This window comes from Shewanella sp. SR44-4 (assembly GCF_014163715.1).
In the GTDB taxonomy this organism is placed as follows: domain Bacteria; phylum Pseudomonadota; class Gammaproteobacteria; order Enterobacterales; family Shewanellaceae; genus Shewanella.
The window spans coordinates 33130-54963 of record NZ_JACJDU010000032.1 but is presented as its reverse complement, the minus strand read 5'-3'; the positions used below and the strand labels follow the sequence as shown (position 1 = coordinate 54963).

The window sequence follows — 21834 nt, the reverse complement described above, 5'->3', positions numbered from 1 at the left end:
ATTAACTGGACAGTTAACTCAGGGAATAGCGATGAAGACCAACCTTAAACTGATATCCATTGTGAGTATTTTTACGATCTTGCCTGCAAAAGCGCAAGTAGTCAGTTTTAATGATTACGGACCGTTACAGGTATATGCGCAATCACCGATGCAATCTATTAATCTTAGCCCACTTTTACGATCTGGCTTTTCGTTGCCCCAAGGTCAAAAAGAATGGTACATCACAGCCAATGCAGCCAGCGTCTGGTCAGAGTCAGATGAGTTATTAGCTGATTACTACCAAAATGCGATTAGCAGCGGCTTAAAATGGCAAATCACTGAGGATTTATTGTTTGATGCTAAATACACTTGGCAATTTAGCGGTGATAACCATTTAGACTCCTTAACAATGTGGTTTCACGATGCTTTTGGATTTGAGCAAAATGGTCGTAATAAACAAGCGAAACACCAAAGTCAGATCCATTCAGAAAAATACCATATCAATGTTGAAAACTTTAATGGTGAAACCCTCAATAATGCTCTTACTGCATACCTAGGTTATCAATTACTGCAAAATGAACACCATGGTATTTCCATCGGGGGAACCTTGTACTACAAGTATGTAGATTCAGGCCCATTTGTTGATGAAAGTTTCCAGCAAAGCGTACAAATCAATTACGGTTATCACAATGGCAATCACCATGTGAACTCGACTTTAGGAATGAGTTTCTTACACAATACAGAACCGTTATCGCAAAATGCCTTCGAATCACATTACTTAATGTTGGGGCTGGGTTACGAATATCGTAGCGGTCGGCACGGTTGGTTAGCTGAATATCATCGTTATGATGGCATGGTGAGTTGGGATAAAAACTTCTCAGAAGCCTCTAATGAAGCGGTGTTGGGTTATCGCTATTACTTCAATAGCAGCGCCATCGAATTCACTATGGTTGAGAACTTTTTAAACATGGATAACAGTGCTGATATAGCTTATGTATTAGGTTATCGGCATAAATTTTAGATCCTAGGTTCTAGAGCGCTACGCTTCTAGGGCGGACTGCGTCCTGCTAAGGACAGCTGCGCTGTTAAGCTTAGATCCTAGATCATAGGTTCTAGAGCGCTGCGCTTCTAGGGCGGACTGCGTCCTGCTAGGGACAGCTGCGCTGTTAAGCTTAGATCCTAGATCATAGGTTCTAGAGCGCTGCGCTTCTAGGGCGGACTGCGTCCTGCTAGGGACAGCTGCGCTGTTAAGCTTAGATCCTAGATCCTAGGTTCTAGAGCGCTGCGCTTCTAGGGCGGACTGCGTCCTGCTAAGGACAGCTGCGCTGTTAAATGTAAATCGATAGCAAGCGATGAAAAGCGATTTCAAGCGAACTAGGTTCTAGTCATCTAGGCCTTTGGTTTTATAGCAGCGCAGCGCTCTAGTCGTCTAGACTCTAAGCCTTTGCATTTATAGCATCTAGCCGCGAAGCGTACTAGCAGCGCAGCGATCTAGGCTGTTGCTAAGATTTTATAGCATCTAGCCGCGAAGCATACTAGCAGCGCAGCGCTCTAGTTATCTAGGTGTTTCATTCTGCTAAACAACCTAACACTCTATTTCTGCCACGGTCTTTGGCTAAGTACAATTGTTTGTCAGCCGCTTCAACTAAATTTTTATTCGGCATATCATACATTGGCACTACCGTTGAAACCCCAGCGCTTACAGTAACAAATTCAGATATTGGTGAATTTAAATGAGCTATTTTCAATGACACTATACTGTCAACAATTTGCTGAGCCACATAAGTTCCGCCAATTAAATCGGTGTTTGGTAGCACGCAGATAAACTCTTCACCACCATAACGCGCGACTAAGTCATAAGGACGATTAACGGTGTCTTGTATCTTCTGTGCAACGATGCGTAAGCACGTATCGCCTTCAGTGTGGCCGTAAGTATCATTAAAGTGCTTAAAGAAATCGATATCCAATAAAATAATGGTCAATGGCTGTTTTTCACGCGCACATTGTAACCAACTTACAGGCAGCACTTGGTCAAACTTACGCCGGTTAGCAACACCGGTTAATCCATCTAACAGTGCAATAGAGCGTAATAAATCAGTTTGAGATTTAGACATCATCTGATTTTTAATACGTGCTTTAGTGATAACCGGGTTAATGGGTTTATGAATAAAATCGACTGCCCCTAACTGAAATCCTTTAACCTCTTTAACTTCATCAAAATGACCGGTGACAAAAATAACCGCCACATCTTCGGTATCGGGATCTTGTTTCAAATGTGCACACACATCAAATCCATTGAGCATCGGCATTTCAATATCTAACAATACGATATCTGGTTTGACTTTTTTACACATATCAATGGCTTGATGACCATCGCGAGCCATATAAATGTCGTAATCCGCTTGCAAGAGTTGATGTAATATTTTGATGTTCACAACTTGATCATCAACTAACAGTATTTTACCTCTAACAGGCGCAGCACCTGAAATATACTCATCTATGAACACGCATCACTCCTTAATTATCGATTTTAATGTATCGACAGCATCCAAGAACTCAAGTTGGCTCACTTGGTTTTTTAATCTTAACCACTGTTTATCTGGCACCACGTTGCTTAACAGGCGCTCAAGGTACTCAATGGCATCTAAATTTTGATCAACCAATAATTCCATTAATCGATCGGTTTTATCCACGTCTATGCTTTGTATCGGCAATACAGCGCTATTATCAAGTGTGCGAGTGGTTAATACAGCACTTTCATCTGGAAATAGAGTATCTAACATATGCAGGCTATCATTTATCTGGCCTTGCATTTGGCTTAAACAAGCATCTGAATCAACATTAACAGCATTTTTTATATTGTGCTCTAGTGTGGCAGCAAAAGCTGCCAGCCGCTTAGCACCAATATTGCTCGAAGTGCCTTTAATTGTATGGGCAATACTACTGATAGCATTGTCATCTTCGAGTGCAAACGCTTGCGTAAGTAATGATAATTGCTCTGACATTTCTGATGCAAAATGATGTTTCACATCAATGAAAAAGGCAAGTTCACCACCAAAACGACGTAAAATAGAATCAGGATTTTCGATAATCGCATCATCGTCGCCATCATTACGCACCTCAGGTAACGCAACAGGCGGATTATTAACAGTTGAATGATAATAAGCACTATTATCTTGGCCTAGCAGGTTAAGTATACAAGGTAACAAAAGTGTCATGTCTATCGGTTTACCGATATGATCATTCATCCCCGCTTCTAGGCATAATGTTTTATCGGCAAGCGATGCGTTAGCCGTCATAGCTAAAATAGGTACATCATTAAATCGGCCATCGGCACGAATAATACGTGTTGCTTCAAGTCCATCCATTACCGGCATTTGCATGTCCATAATAACAATATCAAATTGATTATTTGACTTAGTGACCCAATCAACACCCTCAATACCGTCTTTAGCCAATGTAACAATCGCACCTTGTAGACGTAATAATTCATCAATAACTTGGCGATTAAGCTGATTATCCTCAACCACCAGAACCCTGGCACCTTTTAATGCTAAATTAGTTATTTTTCTAGATTGTATTGGCTGTTCTAAACCATGAATGGCTCGGTAAACCGACTCGAGCATCAAGTTCGCCGTCACAGGTTTGGTCAACATACTCACAAAAGGCTGTTGGCGATATTGTTTAGTTTGTTCCATCACCTCTGCACCATACGCGGTCAGCATAATAATGGCCGGAGCTTTACCTGCCGGAAACATAGCTTGAATATGATTGGCGGTTTCTAAGCCATTCTTATCAGGCATGCGCCAATCCATAATAATCACATCATAATGATTGCTGGCATTTAAGCTTTGATCAATAAGATTGATAGCCTGCTTGCCGTTATGAGCCTCATTAACATAAGCACCATGGACCATTAAGGTTTTTGATAAAATTTTACGGCTCATCTTACTGTCATCAACAATCAGAATATTCTTACCCTGTAAGTCGATATCTAAATCGTTATTCTTTATTTCAACAATATTAAACGTCAAATCAAACCAAAAGCGACTGCCCTTGCCAACATGACTCGATAACGTTAATTCACCGCCCATTAACTCAACTAAACGTTTAGTGATTGCTAATCCCAATCCTGTACCGCCGAATCGTCTTGACGTTGAAGACTCTGCTTGGACAAAACCTTGGAAAATTTTACTCCCTTGTTCAGGACTGATTCCGATACCCGTATCGGTAATCGAAATGGTTAAATTCGCTTGGTTAGCAATACATTCATTGCAGTGTACACTGACAATAACATGACCTTCTGAGGTAAATTTAATCGCATTACCCGCAAGGTTTAACAACACTTGGCGCAAACGAAGTTCATCACCTTCAATAAGGTATGGAATGGCAGGATCTAAATCAAAAATAACTTCTAAATTTTTACTGTGTACATTGGTCGCCAGCATCACCGCTAGCTCACGCATTAACGTTTCCAGTTGAAACGGATGCAAATCAAGTTCTAACTTACCAGCATCAATTTTAGAAAAGTCTAAAATATCATTTAACAGCCCTAATAATGACTTCGCAGCTATTTCAGCCTTAGAAACATAATCAGCTTGCTGACGACTCATATCAGAATGTTGAATAAGTTGTAACATGCCTAATACAGCATTCATTGGAGTACGGATTTCATGACTCATATTCGCTAAAAATTGAGATTTAGCTGCACTGGCTGCATCTGAAGCTTGTTTCGCTAACCGCAAGGTTTGCTCTAACTCGCGTTGCTCAGTAATGTCGCGGTTAATCCCGACCACGCGCACCGGTTTACCTGATTTATCGTAACTAATATGGGCACCAGCATGAATATAGCGAATCTGATTCGTACTGGTAATGATCCTAAAAGTAGGATCGTAAGGAAGGTTTAAGTCAATGGCTTGTTTTAAAGCGAGTTCAGCCATCGCAAGATCATCTGGATGGACCCGTTTTTGCCAATGTTGGTAACTTAATTCCTCTTCCGTAAGCGCTAATGGATAATCGTACATGGCAAACATACGATCGTTCCATTGCAAACGATTAGTGTGAAAATCTAAATTCCAAATGCCTAACTCAGCCACCTCAGCCGCTTTGGACAGTTGGTTACTGGCTGATACTAGTTCTTCTTGTTGTTGAAGCATCACATCAATATTAACCGCTACCCCTAAATACCCAATTATCTCTCCATTTTGATCGCGCATAGCGGATACCGACAACGACACTTGGCATTGAGAGAAATCTTTGCGGACATACGTCCAAGTACGCGTTTCAGGCCCTTGTACTCTTGGTTTATACACAAACACGTCAAAAGCAATAATATCTTCGTCAAATTCTTTGGTTAACTGTTTACTGCGTTCACGGATCTCTGAAGGTAAATGCCATATTGCAGGGCTTTGCTTACCCACTATCTCTTCAGCTTGATAGCCAAGTAATAACTCGGCACCGCGATTAAAAATATTAATAATACCGTTATTATCGGTGGAAATAATGGCTATTTCTGATGCAGCTGCAAGCACATTGGTAAGTAAGGAAGCCAGTTCATTCTTTTCAAGCTGGGTATTCTTACGTTCAGTAATATCAATTCGCAGTGCAAAGCAGCGTTCAAGGTTATCGTCCGCATCCATTACAGGCGCAATGACCGTATCAAACCACTTAACATTACCCTGACTATCATGGTTACACACTTCATCATGCCAAGTTTTACCAGCATTAATGGTTTGCCACATATTGGCCCAAAAGGCATCATCATGCTGGTTAGATTTCAAAATTGAATGCTTCTGACCGATCATTTGTTCACGAGTAAATCCAGATGCTAAACAGAAATAATCATTTACCCCCAAGATAACGCCGTCTTTATCCGTTTCAGAATAAAGCAGCTGCTGGTTAATATTATCCAGTAAGGTTTTATTTTCTGACAGTGCTTGCTGTAACGCCTGAGTCCGCTCGGTAACTTTACGTTCAAGGTTGGCATTAATATTTAAAATTTGCTTTTCAGCATTCAGCTGTACCGTAATATCTCGAATAGTCTGGCTGACACCGATTATTTTGCCAAACTCATTATAAATAGCCAATGAGGTCATCGACGTTGACAGTAGTGCATTGTCTTTTCGTTTATGTTGGCTAACAAAATTTAATAACGATTTACCGCTAAGGACCTGATTAAACTTTTCAGCTTCTGCATCATATCCATCGTTAGGAACAATGAACGTTGTTTTCTTGAGCCCAATAACCTCATGTTTTTCATAACCAAAAATCGTTACCGCGCCATCATTCCAACTGGTAATAACACCATCACAGTCAAAACTAATAATCGCATCAAGCGAATGTTCTAAAATATTGGCACGTCTTTCATTATCTTCCAAAATTAGGCGCTTACGACCTAATGCGTAGCCGTAAAAACCAATAAGCCCGCCCAATAACAAACTAACAATCGCACCATAACTAAACACAATATTAGGTGAACTTAAGTGTAAACCACTGACAAACTCGGGATAAGCCACTAACGATACATGCCATTTACGCCCAAATATTTCGCGATCTAATGTAACTGAATAATCCGATAACGGATTTACATCATCTACATGGGTTTCATAAAACACGACATTATTTTGAGCATCGGTCACATCATTGATCAATAATTTTGTGGTCTTACGGGATAAACTGATCTTATCAAAAACTTCATTGGCAACTAACGGTGCATAACTCCAACCAAAAGCTTGTTGCTCCCTTAATGCTTCGGTTGATGGGGTAAAACCAGTACGGTAAATGGGCATTAAAATGAGAAAGGCTTGTAAAGGATTACCTGTTGCTTGCACTAACGTGATCGGCCCAGTTAAGCGCACTTCACCAGTTAAATACGCTTGTTGTGCGGCATTTTTGCGGTTTTGCTCAGAGGAAATATCCAAACCGACAGCGGCAAGATTACGCTCAATGGGTTCAATATAGTCAATCAAATACCGTTCATCATCATGAGGGTTAAGCTGACGTACACTGTAATTTGGCCAATCATCAAGTTTAGCTTTGGCAACAAAATCAGCTTCATCGGCTACAGGAACACGTCGGATATAACCAAACCCACGAGCGCCAGGGAATTCACTCTCAATATCACGCGTTAAGCTATATTTTCTAAAAATTTCGCGGGTTATTTTGTCTTCACCGATAGTGGAAACGGCACCTCGAGCACCTCGTAAACCATATTGATACAAAACGATCCGATCAATAATATTGTTAGCAACTTGTTCAGATACCGTTTCGAGAGATTGAGTAATGATGGTGTTATTTTGATTCTTAACACTTAAAGCAGTAACAAAACTAATGACTAAGCCAAAAGCAAATACTCCAATACCCAATTTAAGCGCATTTTTATAACTAGATAGTCTGGTCATTTTTATCATTAGTTAAGTGTCATAGGCATTAACTTTGGACGACAAAATAGTTTTTTACAAGCTAGACACTGAAAAATATAGTGTTTCTAAAATTTATTACTAATCTAGACCGCTACGCGGATAGTGCGCTGCGCTTCTAGGACGGACTACGTCCTACTAGGGACAGCTGCGCTGTTAAGCTTAGATCCTAGATTCTAGATTCTAGATTCTAGAGCGCTGCGCTTCTAGGGCGGACTGCGTCCTGCTAGGGACAGCTGCGCTGTGATGTTTATAGAACCGAGTCAGCTAGAATCTAGACGTCTAGGCTTTTGCTTTTATAGCATCTAGCAGCGAAGCGATCTAGTCATCTAGGTTTTTGCTTTTATAGCATCTAGCAGCGAAGCGATCTCGTCGTCTAGGCTTTTGATTTATAGCATCTAGCAGCGAAGCGTTCTAGTCGTCTAGGTTTTTGATTTTATAGCATCTAGCAGCGAAGCGTTCTAGTCGTCTAGGCTTTTGCTTTTATAGCATCTAGCAGCGAAGCGATCTCGTCATCTAGGGTTTTTGCTTTTATAGCATCTAGCAGCGAAGCGTTCTAGTCGTCTAGGCTTTTGCTTTTATAGCATCTAGCAGCGAAGCGTTCTAGTCGTCTAGGCTTTTGCTTTTATAGCATCTAGCAGCGAAGCGATCTCGTCGTCTAAGCTTTTGATTTTATAGCATCTAGCAGCGAAGCGCTCTAGTCATCTAGGTTCTTGCTTCAAATTATCAAACTCTAACGCCCAACTGTCGTTTCGGTTAATGCGTCGAACTGAATGATATAGTAGCGACCATCACTTTTGTCTTGCTGGTTATTGACCGCTGGAGACTGATGTAACTTATTCACCGTAACTAACAACTTACCATCAGCCGTAGTTGAAAAGCCGTCAGACCAACTGAACTTGTCATCATCTTGATACAAAATATGATATTGACGATCTGTGTCGATATAACCGACAGCATTATGGCTTATGTCAGTAACATAAATGTTGCCGCCATTATCAATGGTGATGCCATCGCTAATCGGTTTATTGGCATAAAACTCCACTTTGCTGCGTAACATATTGGCCGATAATTTAGCATCCAGTAGGTATTGAGTGTGCATCCGATATAACTTCTCACCACTCAATGCACCAAAATAAACCCACTCGTTGTTCGGATCTACGGTCAGAGAATCAACCCCTATACGAATAGGCTGGCCACCGATAGATAAAGTATTGCCATTAATCACCGTATCAACATCTTCGGGACGGGTATAAACGCTGCCATCTAATACTCGTCTTGCTGTGCCACTCGTTAAATCAACTACAATTAATGCCGCATTACTGCCACCAGCAGGATCGGTGATATAAACCGTTTCGTGCTTTCTATCGACCGCAAGATCATTTAAAAATGAATTACTGGGCAATACTGACGCAGTTAAAGATATTGTTTTGTATAGGCTGTTTTGTTGAGTATCCCAACCGATAAGTCGCCCGACACCATCAGCGGAAGCGGTTTCAAGCATCCATAAAATACCCTGTTCATCAATTACCACGCCCAAAACAGGATTAAGATTTTGATTAAATTCTGTATTGGGATAATCAACGATAGAGCCATCTTTTTTAAGCTCCACAATTCTAGAATCAACACCGTAAAAGTGATGATTACTCATGAACACTCGCCCTGTAGACGACACGGCCACATTACCGGGAGGATGCTGGCTATCTAGCTCGCGAAACACCGAATAATCAGCGGCAAACACTGTGCTGGTTAATAGGCTACTCAGTAAAACCAAAGACGCAATCACTCGCGCTTTAGATAACAACACTATTTTAGGTAATATGTTCATTCTAGATGCCATCACGGTTGTAGATTCAAATAAGCTTTTAAACATCATAAATCAGATCCCTACAGTGCTTTTAATGAGCTAATGATATCTTCAGGATCAAGACGGTAAGTATAATCAGCATCAACAAATGCTTTCACAATGGTGCCATCTTTGGCTACTACGAATGTCGCAGCAAGCGGAAAATCAAACTGTTCAGCACCATTATGTTTCTCAACTTCGACACCAAATTTCTTATAAAGATCACGAATTGAATCAGGTAACGTAAACACCAGTCCAAGCGCTTTGGCATACTCGACATTCACATCTGACAATACATCAAACTCAAGCTCATTTTTCTCTGCCGTTGAAAGTGACATATCAGGTAACTCAGGCGTAATAGCCACCAGTGTTGCCCCTAACTGTTTAAATTCAGCAAGATGCTGCTGATAAGCACGCAAGGCTAAATTACAATAAGGGCACCAATTGCCACGATAAAATGTCACCACAAGCGGTCCATTGGCTAATAAATCGGTTAAATGGCGGGTAACGCCCAATGCATTGGTTAACGAAAACGCAGCCAGTTTATCGCCAGCCTTAGGCGCATTATCAATAATGCCGGATAGCTTCAAGTTTAAGGTCGCATCCGACATGATCGCCAATACCTCTGCAGGTAAGTTGGCTGCAGAGGCATCTCGTTTTTCAGTCAGTTGAGTGGATAATGACATAATGGCTTCTCAGATTATCTTGAATTTTCATTCAAGATAATCAAATCATGTCAACAACGCAAGCAGTTTTTGAACAATCATTCAAGTAGTGGTATTATAGCGTCAGTAACGATTGAGGATCGATGTCATGGCAAAGAAAAATTTTGAACGAGCGGACGTATTAGATAAGGTCATCACCCTATTTTGGCAAAATGGTTATGCCGCATCGAGCATTCAGCAAATCACTAAAGCCACCGGATTAAAACCGGGTAGCTTATATTATGAATTCGATAGCAAAGAAGGCTTATTCCAAGCAGCCTTAGCACGCTACGCCACGTTTTCGATTGAGGCGATACATCAACTAATGCAACAAGCTGACGATGTCAAAGTAGGTATTAGACAGATCCTCGACAACATTGTCGAGCAGTCAAAGTCTTGTGATTACTGTGGCTGCTTCTTAATCAAAACCCAACTTGAACTCGCCTCTCAAGGCAACGAGCTATACAAATTTGCCTCATCACAATTAACTGAGATTGAGCATGTATATCAACATTACCTGAGCCAATTATTTGAGCCTGAAACCGCTAAAGCCTATGCAGCTCAACTGATGACCGTCACATTTGGGATCCGCATATACGGCTATCAATCAGAATCAGCAGCAACCCAAACCAACACCATCAACGCGCTACTGCCATGGTTAAAGGAAGAGTGTTAAGCCTGTGTATTACCCAGTATATTGAGAGTTCCCCCTGCTATCACGGGACTGAATGTGGACAGTTTAACCACATTGTTATTGATGATGACAACGGTATCTTAGTGCAACAGTTTACCTATGTAAGTGGTTGCTCAACGTCAAACGTTCCAATGACCACATTATTTTGATTAGGTCCTTTTGCGCACGTTGCCCACACGTAAAAAAACAGCCTCGCAATGCGAGGCTGTTTAACCTTAAGTAACCTCAATTCGGGTTAATAGGTGGGATATGTAAGGCAAAATGACAATATTCGGCCTATTTAATATCAAACTTGTCGTTTGTTTTGCTAGTAAGGCGCATAGACGCATCAATAACTAGCCTATTGCAAGTCAATGCAACACGGTTAGCGAGACAAATGGCTGTTTGATAACCGCTTATTATCCCGAGTTGAGGTTAAGTCACTACTGTTCTTTTGTCTCAGGATAGATACTGTTCCACCACTGTGGTTCATCTTTTAACTTCATATCAAACCATGCCATAGTAGTATTCCACCAATCAAAGCGGGCTTGGCGGCTATTGATGTGATGGTCTTGATCGTTAAACTCAACCAACTCAACTTCTTTGCCTAATAGTTTAAGCGCGGTGTACATATAATGGCTTTCACCTACTGGTACGTTGGTGTCAGCGTTACCATGAATAAGCAATAACGGCGTGGTAATTTTATCTGCATGGTATAGCGGACTTTGTTCTACATAGAGTTCTGGGTTATTCCACGGAAAACTGCCGCGGCTGGCCACGCCAGAATAACCATAACCCCACCAGCCATGGCCCCAGTAAGACGATAAATTACTGATCCCCGCATGCGACATTGACGCCGCAAAAATATCGGTTTTTGTCGCCAAATACATGGTCATGAAACCACCATAAGATGCGCCCATATTTCCCACACGTTTAGCATCAACCGACGGGTACGCATTTAAGAAAGCTTTAGTACCCTCAATAATATCGTCAGCGCTGTACTTGCCCCAGGCATTAACATGACGGCCACTAAAGGCTTGGCCATATCCGGTTGCACCGTTTGGTTGTAACACATACACGAGATAACCTTGGGCTGCCCATAAATTAAATGGCCAACGCCCGGTAAAATGACGCCCTACAGGTGAGGTGCCGCCATAGTAATACACTAATGCGGGATACTTTTTACTGGCATCAAAGTCGGCAGGTAAATAAACACGGCCATCAATGTTATGCCCATGGGTATTGGTAAAATCAAAATCTTCAATTTTACCTAAACGCGTGTTGGCATAGCTCAGTTGTTGACTATCAAACAGCAACTGTTTGCGGCTTGAATTAACTGCCATTTTATAGGCTTTTTGCGGCGCAGTGGCTGAGGTACCTGCAAATACCAATGTTGGTGTAGATTGCTCAATGGCAACACTAAAGCCGTCTATCATATCCACACCGGTGTCTATTCGATTAAAGTGTTTTTTGCTTTTATCAAATAAATACAAAGGTGCACGGTCGCCTTCGGTTACCGTCACAATTAAATCATCATTTTCAAGCTTGGTGATGCTGCCTATGGAAGGATCAAACGCTTTACTGAGTGCACTGACATTGCCTTTAGCATCACGCCAATATAACTGACCATCATAGTCGTTCACTTCAATATTAGGATCTTGTATTCCTATGCCGTCCATAAAACGCGGCCCAGCGGTAATGTACATGCCGTCATCAGCATATAGTGCACTATTAAAACTGCGATACTCACCAATCATGGTTTCGCTTAAATCAGCTAACGTCAGCTCAACAAGCTGCGTTATTCCATGGGCTGGCTGTGCATAATCTACAGGCGAGCGCGTTAACAATAGTTTGCCTTTATCTGCATTACTGTCTAACAAAGAACTGCTGACGTTGTTGTCTGTCAGTTGACGAATAAAGCCCGAGGCAACATCTACTTGATAAAGTTGACTGTTGTTACGCCAATAACTCCAGCGGTCTTCTAATGCTTGAAAACGTTTTGATGTCGCTTTGTCATCGGCTTTAAAAGGTTTTTCCCAGCTAAATAACACCGTGTTACCTAACCACTGTAAACCAGACACATTGTCCATATCAGTCGCGACAACGTTAATGCTCAAATCAGCAACATTGAATAATTGAATTTGTTTGTTAGCCACAAAAACGAGTTGTGAAGCGTCGCTTGACCAAACCGCACTACCTGGGCGGTTATCTTGCCAGCGGTACATCACGCTGTTATCCGATAATTTACGTAACTCGGTCACTTGAATCGGCGTATCGCCTTGGCTAGCTTGGTATTCAATGGTCGATTGCAATAAATACTTGCCATTAGGTGACAGGGTTAAGCCACTGATCACTTTTGAATCAAATAACTGCTCCGCAGATACTCGCTGTGTTTTTTGTGCAGTAAAGTCGAGATTATCAACTTCACTTTTACCCTGCCAATCAAGGCTAAATGCGCTATCTTGCGCCTGGCCATCGGCCAATACCACAAGGTGATAGTCACCATTTGTCAGCTCAAGTTCGACTTTATCGGCAGATTTAAGCAGTTGCCCATTCAAATACACTTGAGGATTTTCAAGCCCGTTAACGGTTAATGTGCCTTGGGTAAAACGATCTGTCGACATTGGCACTTGATAGGCTAACCAGCCCTCGCCTTCAACCTTAGTTGATGCAGCTTGCCAAGACAGTGGCTGATTAAATATCGTCACCTTATTGGCGTGATTAGCCTGGCTGAGCTGAGCAACCAAATTAGCACGCAGCGCATCTGCATGGGCACTTTTCGATAATGGCGCTGCTGAGACTTGATTTACTGGGCCTATTCGCTGAATGTACTTAGCGTCAATTTCTGCCCCGTGCGCCATGCCCGATATTGCAATGGCTAAACTGGTTAACACCAGAGAAAACGTTTTCATTACTTGTCCTTATTGTTGCTTTTTATATTAATTCTTTATGCAAGTGTGACAAAACTGACCGATAAATGCATATTTTTTGTGTATCAATAATTGTCGCCTTTTATATATGCGAATAATTGATTAACAAGGATAAGTGAATTAGCCAGAGGAAGTGAATTAAAGGAGAAATACGGTGAAAATGGAAATGAAATAGAAACCGCCAGTATTAGACTGACGGTTTATCTTTTTTGTGACGGGTCAACTTACACGAGCAAAACGCGATTAATGACCAAATTTAACTCTTACACCTGCGTTAGCAATAAAGCCATCATTACGCGACCAGATATCGGTAGTCCACTGACCGCTAGGCGCTCTATTAGGCAGTAACATTGGATGTTCATCGGTTTGTTTTACATCGAGTAAGTTTTCTAAGTTAATAAACCAACTGACTCTGCCAACAGTAATTTCGCCCATTAAACCAAGATGCCAATAAGGATTAGTTTCATCAATATAAGGGTTATCGTTAACGTTTTGAGTGCCGGTATAATAAGCTTCAAAACCCGCTCTAAAGTTGCCATGTTGCTCCCACATAGCAACAAAACCACCAGAATGACGTGGTGTTAAAGCAATGGCTCTACGGCCGTCCCCGTCGGGTGACACTTCAGTTGCGTCTAAATACAAGTAACTTGCGGTCAACTTAACATCGCCTAAATAGTAACGCAGCAACACTTCAGAACCACGGATCTGACTTTCGCCGGGTGCATTAACTAACCTAACAGCATCTAAGGAACCATCGTTATTGGCAGAGAAAGCCTCTAAACCCGTGACGTTATCCACATTCGAGCCAAACAAAGTCAAACTCGTTTCCACATCATCAAAGGTATAACTCACATCAAGCGATGCCGTTTTAGCGCGCTCTTCTTGTAAGTTGTCAATCGGCGCTAATCTTGACAATCCTGCGGCCTCAATCTCTTCAACAAACGGTGTAGGGGCAAAGTACCCCTCCCCATAAGAGCCTCTTATGGTTAAGTCACTTGGGCGATAAAGCACCGACACTCTTGGGCTAAATTGAGTACCATATTCACTGTGCTCATCAATGCGCGCACTGTAAGAGGTGGTGATTTGGTCTGTCAGCTCATAATCAAGTTGAGCAAATGCACCCGGCACTTTATAAGAATAATCAAACTCAGGAAAAGTCTCAGAGGCAAAGATTTCAGACTGATAGGCTAAACCAACAACCCAATCACTATTATCGGTATAACCTGCAATGCTATTTTCAAGCAAATAACTCTCGTGTTGGTCTTCTTCTATATCGGCACCATAAACATGCACATGATCTTGTACCATCGCCGATGCGCGTGTATTAAACGTCAATGACTCTAATAACGGCATACTAAACACCAGGCCGCCATCAAGCCTATCGGAATCTTGCGATTGTTCAAACGAAGTGCCATCAGCGACCGTGTTATCACCTAAAGTACCGCCAGTGCGCTGCTCGGTCATAAACCCGCTAGTCACATACAGTGCTTGTCCTTCTTGTCCTTCCCAAAATAAACGCGGACGCACTGTGTATCGCTCATAACCTGCCAGATCGATCCAGCCGTCACTATCAATATCTTGCTTGTCTTGATAATGAGCTCCTGCCGTCACCGAGCCTTTTACATTCTCGCTCAATGGCGACTCAAAATAGGTGGTCACATCCTGACCATCGCGCGTGGTTGCATTGACCAACACTTCACCACTGAGTTCATCGCCAGGCGTTCGAGACACAAGGTTAATCACCCCACCGAGTGCTGAACCACCATAAAGTGATGATGCCGAGCCTTTAATAATTTCAACGCGACTTAAATCAGTCGGCGGCACTTGCAACAAACCAATCGACCCAGCTTGATTACCGTACAGCGGTAAACCATCGGCCAGTAATTGGGTATAACGACCATATAAGCCTTGTAGGCGAATATTGGCACTGCCTAACGCCGGTGAGGTAGTTTGTAATCTTACACCGCCCGTTTCAGCCACCAACATAGAAATATTACCCGGTCTCATCGCCGCTTTTTCTTCAATCTCTTCGCGGTTAATCACCTCGACTCGAATAGGTTGTTCATCGGCAATTCGCCCAGAGCGAGTGGCTTGTATGACAATGGTTTCCATTTCTTCTTCGTGTTCATGCTCGTGTTCATCAACATCCGCTTGTGGGGCATCATGCTCAGAATGTTGAGGGTTTGCACTGTGGCTTTCACTGTGACTCTTACTGTCATTCTCACTGTGATTTGCACTCTGCCCAGACGTATTTATCGAGTCGTCCACCGCACTGGCTTCACTCACCACAATAACACCTAGCGACAAAATTAATGACGCCGCGGAATAACTCAACATACAACTTCCTTATAACAACACATTATCGAAAAATGATATGCTTAAGCTTAAAGGTTACAGCCACTGGAAGGTCAATATGAAAATAAGTGAATTGGCATTAATTGCTCAGGTATCGGTTAAAACCATCAGATACTATGAACAGATTAGTCTACTCTCCCCGCCAATCCGTACCAGTAATGGCTATCGTCATTACCAAGAAAAAGATATCGAGACATTGATATTTATAAGACGATGCAGAGAATTAAACATTGGACTCGATGACATCAAGCGTTTGGTTGATACACAACAAGACCCAAAATCGTCGTGCGCCTTGGTCGACAACATCATTGCCGAACAACTTGCTCGCATTCAACAAACTCAGCGGGAATTGGCACTCTTAGAGCAATCATTAGCCGCACTCGCGAGCTGCTGTAAAAGCCATCAGATTAAGGATTGCAGTATTTTACAGACGCTAAAATCGGCTTAGGCTAAACAAGAAACACTGTTTTTTAATCGTTGAATAAGGGTTTATTGCGCTTTACTGCATGCATCTAAACGACTATGATTCCGATCCATTAGGTGTTGCGTATACGGTACGGTTAATCCTCTCATTTGCGAGAGAGTTAAATCATGATAACAACGCTAGGTTTGTATATTATTTAACATAAGAAAGGATCATCTGGGCACCCAGAAAATGTATGGATACAATTATGACAACGCAGACGATAACAGTACTTTACTACCCAGCTGAACTCGCCATTAAACCCATAGCCGAAGTGTTATACGATCTCGAAGTAGGCGTAAGCGGACGTGTGATTATCCCAACGGAATACAAAGTGGATAAAATCATCGTGGCGGTATTTAAAGGTGAAGTTGAAATGTTGAATGCACTTGGCGACCGAGTGGCATCTGAGTTTAATGACGTTGCCTAAAGGTCATATCATTAATGACTATAAACGGCTTAACCAGCATAGAAGTCACTTTACAAGCTTGAAGTGAAAACAATCACTTTTATCTGGTTTAAGAGACGTGTTTGCATGAACACGCCTTTAACATAAACCAAGATCGGCAAGCGATATGATCTCCGATGTGATGTCCGATATAATGCCAGGTATGATTACCCTCTTAATCTAATCCCTCTAGTAATCTCACCCAAAGTAAATCATGCCAAAAGCAGAATACTAAGCACTACGCTTTGCAGCATTCTCGCTAAGTGTGTAATTAACTTTCACTTAGCCCACTACCTTACGATTAGCTAATAGTGGTCGTAAATCATTATCGAATCATCATAAATAAATGACCGTTACACTATTTCCTTAGCAGCAAAGCCGTCCTTAGCAGGACGCAGCGCACTAGAATCTAGTTCGTTTGTTATCGCCTGTCACCGCTTGTTATCTATTTCCTCGCCCGCTACCGCATGTTACCGCTTGCTACCGCTTATTCGTCTGTTACCGCTTGTTATCTTTTTCTTAGCAGGACGCAGTCCGCCCTAGAAGCGCAGCGCACTATCCGCGTAGCGGCCTAGATCTTAGAGCCCAGAACCTCGCAAAATCACAAAACCACTGCTAAGTTAACTAACCGTACTTAATACAATTCTCGTTAAATGCAATTCTCGTTAAATACAATTAAAGGACTAACATGCAAATCATTCACCATGGAGCGGTTAACGGCGTAACAGGATCATGTCATCAACTAGATGTGAATAACGACAATAATAACAACAGTCATAATCACGGAAACGGCAACAACATCAGCAGTTATCTTATCGATTGTGGTTTATTTCAAGGGGCAGAAACTGCCGGAAAAAGTTCAGCAGAACAGCTGCAAATCACCTTTGACATTAGTAATATCAAAGCCCTCATCATTACCCATTGTCATATTGACCACGTAGGGCGTATTCCCTATTTACTGGCAGCAGGATTTAACCAACCAATATATGCCACAACCGCCACAGCGGCACTATTACCACTGGTAATAGAAGATGCCTTAAAAGTCGGTGTCACTCGCGATAAAAAACTCATTCAAGCTTGCGTTAATAGACTCAACAAACTGCTTGTAGCTGTAGATTATGGCCAGTGGATAACGCTACCAATCAACCCTCCGGCAACAACGACAACAAATTCAAATAGCGCTTCAATCGAAACTGAACAGACAACAGCGACGTATACCAGCGCGAAACTTAAATTTAAACCTGCCGGCCACATACTCGGCTCAGCCTATGTCGAAATAGACTTAAGCGGCCCTAAAACGAATGCCAAAACCAGCAACGCAAATCACCGCGTGGTATTTTCTGGTGACTTAGGCGCAACCTACGCGCCGTTACTTGCTAGCCCCAAAAGCCCTTACAGAGCAGATACCTTAGTCATTGAATCCACCTACGGCGATAAAAATCATCAAGGTCGTAAAGAGCGCAGCAAGCAACTCAAAAATATCATCGAAAGCGCCGTAAAAGATAACGGAGTGATACTCATTCCTGCATTTAGCATCGGCAGAACCCAAGAGCTATTATACGAATTTGAACACATTATTCATCGCAATAAACACAACCCGGTATGGCAAAGCATCGACATTATCGTCGACTCTCCCATGGCAGCTAACTTTACCGAAAAATATCGTCAGTTCAAAACACTCTGGGACAACGAAGCCAAAGGTAAGCTTGCCCAGGGACGCCACCCACTCGACTTCAACCAACTCATCACCATAGACAGCCACCAAGACCACCTCGCCGTTATCAATTATTTAGACTCAGTTAATAAACCCGCCATCATCATCGCCGCATCCGGCATGTGCACCGGCGGGCGGATAAGCAACTACCTCGCCCGCTTCTTATCAAAACCCACCACAGACGTTCTATTTGTCGGCTATCAAGCCAGAGGCACTACCGGCCGCGACATACAAACCTACGGCCCACAAGGCGGATACGTTTACATCAACGAACTCAAGATTGATATCAAAGCCGCCATCCACACCATCAGCGGTTACTCCGCCCACGCCGACCAACACAACCTCATCAACTTCGTCAAACGCATGCACCACAAACCCAGCCACATCAGAATCGTCCACGGCGACGATGAAGCCAAAAAAGCGCTAGCAAACGAATATAGAAAAATGCTGCCAGAGGCAGAAATCGTTATCGGTAAAGAATGATAAAGCCTAGATCGCTGCGCTGCTAGTACGCTACGCGGCTAGATTCTATAAAATCTTAGCAACAGCATAGATCGCTGCGCTGCTAGTAAGCTACGCGGCTAGATTCTATAAAATCTTAGCAACAGCCTAGATCGCTGCGCTGCTAGTATGCTACGCGGCTAGATTCTATAAAATCTTAGCAACAGCCTAGATCGCTGCGCTGCTAGTACGCTACGCGGCTAGATTCTATAAAATCTTAGCAACAGCCTAGATCGCTGCGCTGCTAGGACGCTACGCGGCTAGATTCTATAAAAGCAAATAGCACAGCGAAACTGCCCTAAACTTAGCAGCAAAGCGAAGCTAGAATAAATGGAGAACACATGAGATTTGAACAATTAGATGTATGGAAAAGAGCATCCAGATTATCTTGTGAAATTTATAAATTAACGGAAAAGGTTGATAATTGGGGTTTCAAAGATCAGATAACTCGTTCAGGCTTATCTGTCCCATCAAATATTGCAGAAGGTGAAGAAAGGGATACAACAAAGGAAAAAATAAGGTTTTTATACTATGCAAAAGGTTCATTAGGCGAGTTAGTAACCCAGCTATACATAGGAGTTGAAGCAGGATTTTTAGACAAAAAAACTTCATTAATGCTAGTCAACGAAGCAAAAGAATTAGCAAAAATCATCGGAACAATGATCAAAAATAAACAGTCAAAGATTAAAGATGCTAGAAAGCTGAGAACAGAGCCTAGAGTCTAGCATCTAAGCTCAACAGCGCAGCAGTACTTAGCAGGACAATGTCCGCCCTAGAAGCGCAGCGCACTAGATTCTAGCATCTAAGCTCAACAGCGCAGCTGTCCTTAGCAGGACAACGTCCGTCCTAGAAGCGTAGCGCACTAGCATCTAAGCTTAACAGCGCAGCTGTCCTTAGCAGGACGAAGTCCGCCCTAGAAGCGAAGCGCACTAGACTCTAGCATCTAGCATCTAGCATCTAGCATCTAAGCTCAACAGCGCAGCTGTCCTTAGCAGGACAACGTCCGCCCTAGAAGCGAATCGCACTATCCGCATAGCGGCCTAGAACCTAGAAGCTAGTGACTACTTTAGCGATATGCTCTGCTTGCGCCTGTGACATTTCTGGGTCTGTTGATTCAACCATTACGCGGATAAGCGGTTCGGTGCCAGATTTACGTAATAATACTCTACCGTTTTCGGCAAGTACGGCTTCGGCTTCTATCACAGCTTGTTTTACTGCTGCAGAAGCTAAGATTTCATCAGCGTTATTAGCGGTTAGCCGAACATTGAGCAGTACTTGAGGTAACTTTTTCATACCCGATACTATCTCAGCTAATGACTGGCCAGACTGTAATACTGCTTGTAGTACTAATAATGACGCCACAACAGCATCGCCAGTAGAGGCATGGTCAAGGTGTAAAATATGGCCAGAACCTTCGCCGCCAATGCGCCAGCCAGTGGCTTTTAATTGCTCAACCACATAACGGTCACCGACTTTGGCGCGTTTAAACGGGATATCCATTTCTTTTAACGCGATCTCAAGGCCAAGGTTAGACATTAATGTACCAACAACACCGCCACTTAAAGTACCTTGTTGCTTAGCTGTTTTGGCCAGAATATACAAAATTTGATCGCCATCAACAACATGGCCATTATGGTCAACAAACATCACCCGGTCAGCGTCACCGTCCATCGCAATGCCTAAGTCAGCTTCATGCACCATAACCGCTGTTTGCAAACTGTCTAAATGGGTCGCGCCGCAATGGTCGTTAATATTGGTGCCATTAGGCTTATCATTAATGCTAATCACCTCAGCACCTAACTCACGGTATACGTTGGGCGCAATATGATACGCCGCACCGTTAGCACTATCGACGACAATTTTCAGGCCTGCTAAGGTTAAATCTTTAGCAAATACGCCTTTACAAAACTCAATGTAACGACCCGCGGCATCAGTAATCCGGCGGACTTTACCTAATAATTCAGATGAAACACACTCCATCGCATTATGATTTAACGCCTGGTCGAGTAAAGCTTCAATTTCAAGCTCTTGCTCGTCATTAAGCTTAGTGCCTGAATTTGAGAAAAACTTAATGCCATTATCATAAAACGGATTATGTGATGCACTGATCACAACACCAGCATCGGCACGGAATGTAGACGCTAAATACGCCACAGCTGGAGTTGGCATTGGGCCAATTAATGCTACGTTAACACCCGCAGCAGATAAACCGGCTTCAATCGCCGACTCCAACATATAACCACTGCTGCGAGTATCTTTACCGATCAATACTTCTTGAGTACCAGTTGACGCTAATACTTTGCCTGCAGCCCAACCTAACTTCATAGCAAAATCAGGCGTAATAGGAAACGTCCCTACTTTTCCACGCACACCATCGGTGCCAAAATACTTACGAGACATAAAAACTCCAAAATTAAAAATTAAGTACCTAGGACGTGACTTCGTCACTGCTAAGTTCTAGGACGGACTTCGTCCTGCTAGGTTCTAGGAACTCGCAGGCTCGCCAGAGAGCGGACTGCGTCCTGCTAGAGTCGCTCCGCTTCTTAGATTCTAGGCCGCTACGCGGATAGTGTGCTGCGCTTCTAGGGCGGACTTCGTCCTGCTAAGAACAGCTTCGCTGCTAAGATTTTATAGCATCTAGCAGCAAAGCGTCCTCGAAGACCGAAGGTCGTCCTAGCAGCCGCAGGCGCCCTATTCTTAACATCTAGCCGCGTAGCGTCCTAGCAGCGCAGCTGATCTAGGCAAAATGCAAAATGCAAAAAGCAAAAAACCAACTAGATATAAGTTGGTTTTCAAATTATCA

General features: G+C 42.7%; 13 protein-coding genes. 6 read left to right on the top strand and 7 right to left on the bottom strand.

The features are described from left to right. Window positions 1-31 precede the first annotated feature (31 nt). On the top strand, window positions 32-1000 hold the full coding sequence (locus tag H5125_RS14760; protein ID WP_182744625.1) for a DUF3187 family protein: 969 nt from the start codon (window positions 32-34) through the stop codon (window positions 998-1000). Between the two features lie 547 nt (window positions 1001-1547). Here the strand turns inward: H5125_RS14760 and H5125_RS14755 are convergent. The 4 genes from H5125_RS14755 to H5125_RS14740 all read right to left on the bottom strand — a co-directional run bounded on the left by H5125_RS14755 (window position 1548) and on the right by H5125_RS14740 (window position 9929). Next, window positions 1548-2486, bottom strand: a complete 939-nt coding sequence (locus H5125_RS14755; RefSeq protein ID WP_162023602.1) for a diguanylate cyclase — start codon at window positions 2484-2486, stop codon at window positions 1548-1550. A gap of 3 nt (window positions 2487-2489) precedes the next feature. Then, on the bottom strand, window positions 2490-7379 hold the full coding sequence (locus H5125_RS14750) for a PAS domain S-box protein (RefSeq protein WP_409085825.1): 4890 nt from the start codon (window positions 7377-7379) through the stop codon (window positions 2490-2492). A gap of 751 nt (window positions 7380-8130) precedes the next feature. Then, complete coding sequence (locus H5125_RS14745; RefSeq protein WP_182744623.1) at window positions 8131-9273, bottom strand: L-dopachrome tautomerase-related protein; 1143 nt, start codon at window positions 9271-9273, stop codon at window positions 8131-8133. Window positions 9274-9284: 11 nt separating this feature from the next. Next, window positions 9285-9929 (bottom strand): peroxiredoxin-like family protein, encoded by a 645-nt coding sequence (locus H5125_RS14740; protein WP_182744622.1) that lies wholly within the window; start codon window positions 9927-9929, stop codon window positions 9285-9287. A gap of 127 nt (window positions 9930-10056) precedes the next feature. Here H5125_RS14740 and H5125_RS14735 point away from each other — a divergent pair, with 127 nt between their 5' ends. Beyond that, window positions 10057-10623 (top strand): TetR/AcrR family transcriptional regulator, encoded by a 567-nt coding sequence (locus H5125_RS14735; protein WP_101086460.1) that lies wholly within the window; start codon window positions 10057-10059, stop codon window positions 10621-10623. A 440-nt stretch (window positions 10624-11063) separates the two neighbouring features. Here the strand turns inward: H5125_RS14735 and H5125_RS14730 are convergent, their stop codons facing one another. Continuing rightward, window positions 11064-13532: a S9 family peptidase gene (locus H5125_RS14730; RefSeq protein WP_182744621.1), complete on the bottom strand. Its 2469-nt coding sequence runs from the start codon at window positions 13530-13532 to the stop codon at window positions 11064-11066. 261 nt (window positions 13533-13793) lie between these two features. After that, window positions 13794-15887 (bottom strand): TonB-dependent siderophore receptor, encoded by a 2094-nt coding sequence (locus H5125_RS14725; RefSeq protein ID WP_182744620.1) that lies wholly within the window; start codon window positions 15885-15887, stop codon window positions 13794-13796. A 76-nt stretch (window positions 15888-15963) separates the two neighbouring features. Between H5125_RS14725 and H5125_RS14720 the strand changes: the two genes are divergently transcribed. The 4 genes from H5125_RS14720 (at window position 15964) to H5125_RS14705 (ending at window position 19756) form a co-directional block, all read left to right on the top strand. After that, the gene (locus H5125_RS14720; protein WP_182744619.1) at window positions 15964-16353 is read left to right on the top strand and encodes a Cd(II)/Pb(II)-responsive transcriptional regulator; all 390 of its coding nucleotides are present in this window, start codon (window positions 15964-15966) and stop codon (window positions 16351-16353) included. A 223-nt stretch (window positions 16354-16576) separates the two neighbouring features. Beyond that, entirely contained in the window at window positions 16577-16798 is a 222-nt protein-coding gene (locus tag H5125_RS14715) for a DUF2375 family protein (protein WP_182744618.1), read from the top strand. A 706-nt stretch (window positions 16799-17504) separates the two neighbouring features. Then, a complete protein-coding gene (locus H5125_RS14710) occupies window positions 17505-19013 on the top strand; it encodes an MBL fold metallo-hydrolase RNA specificity domain-containing protein (RefSeq protein ID WP_182744617.1) in 1509 nt (502 codons plus the stop codon). A gap of 359 nt (window positions 19014-19372) precedes the next feature. Continuing rightward, window positions 19373-19756 carry a four helix bundle protein gene (locus H5125_RS14705; protein WP_101086454.1) on the top strand — a complete coding sequence of 128 codons (384 nt, stop codon included), beginning with the start codon at window positions 19373-19375 and terminating at the stop codon, window positions 19754-19756. Window positions 19757-20078: 322 nt separating this feature from the next. On the opposite strand, the gene glmM is transcribed toward H5125_RS14705, so the two are convergent. Continuing rightward, a complete protein-coding gene (gene glmM, locus H5125_RS14700; protein WP_182744616.1) occupies window positions 20079-21431 on the bottom strand; it encodes a phosphoglucosamine mutase in 1353 nt (450 codons plus the stop codon). Between the last annotated feature and the right edge of the window lie 403 nt (window positions 21432-21834).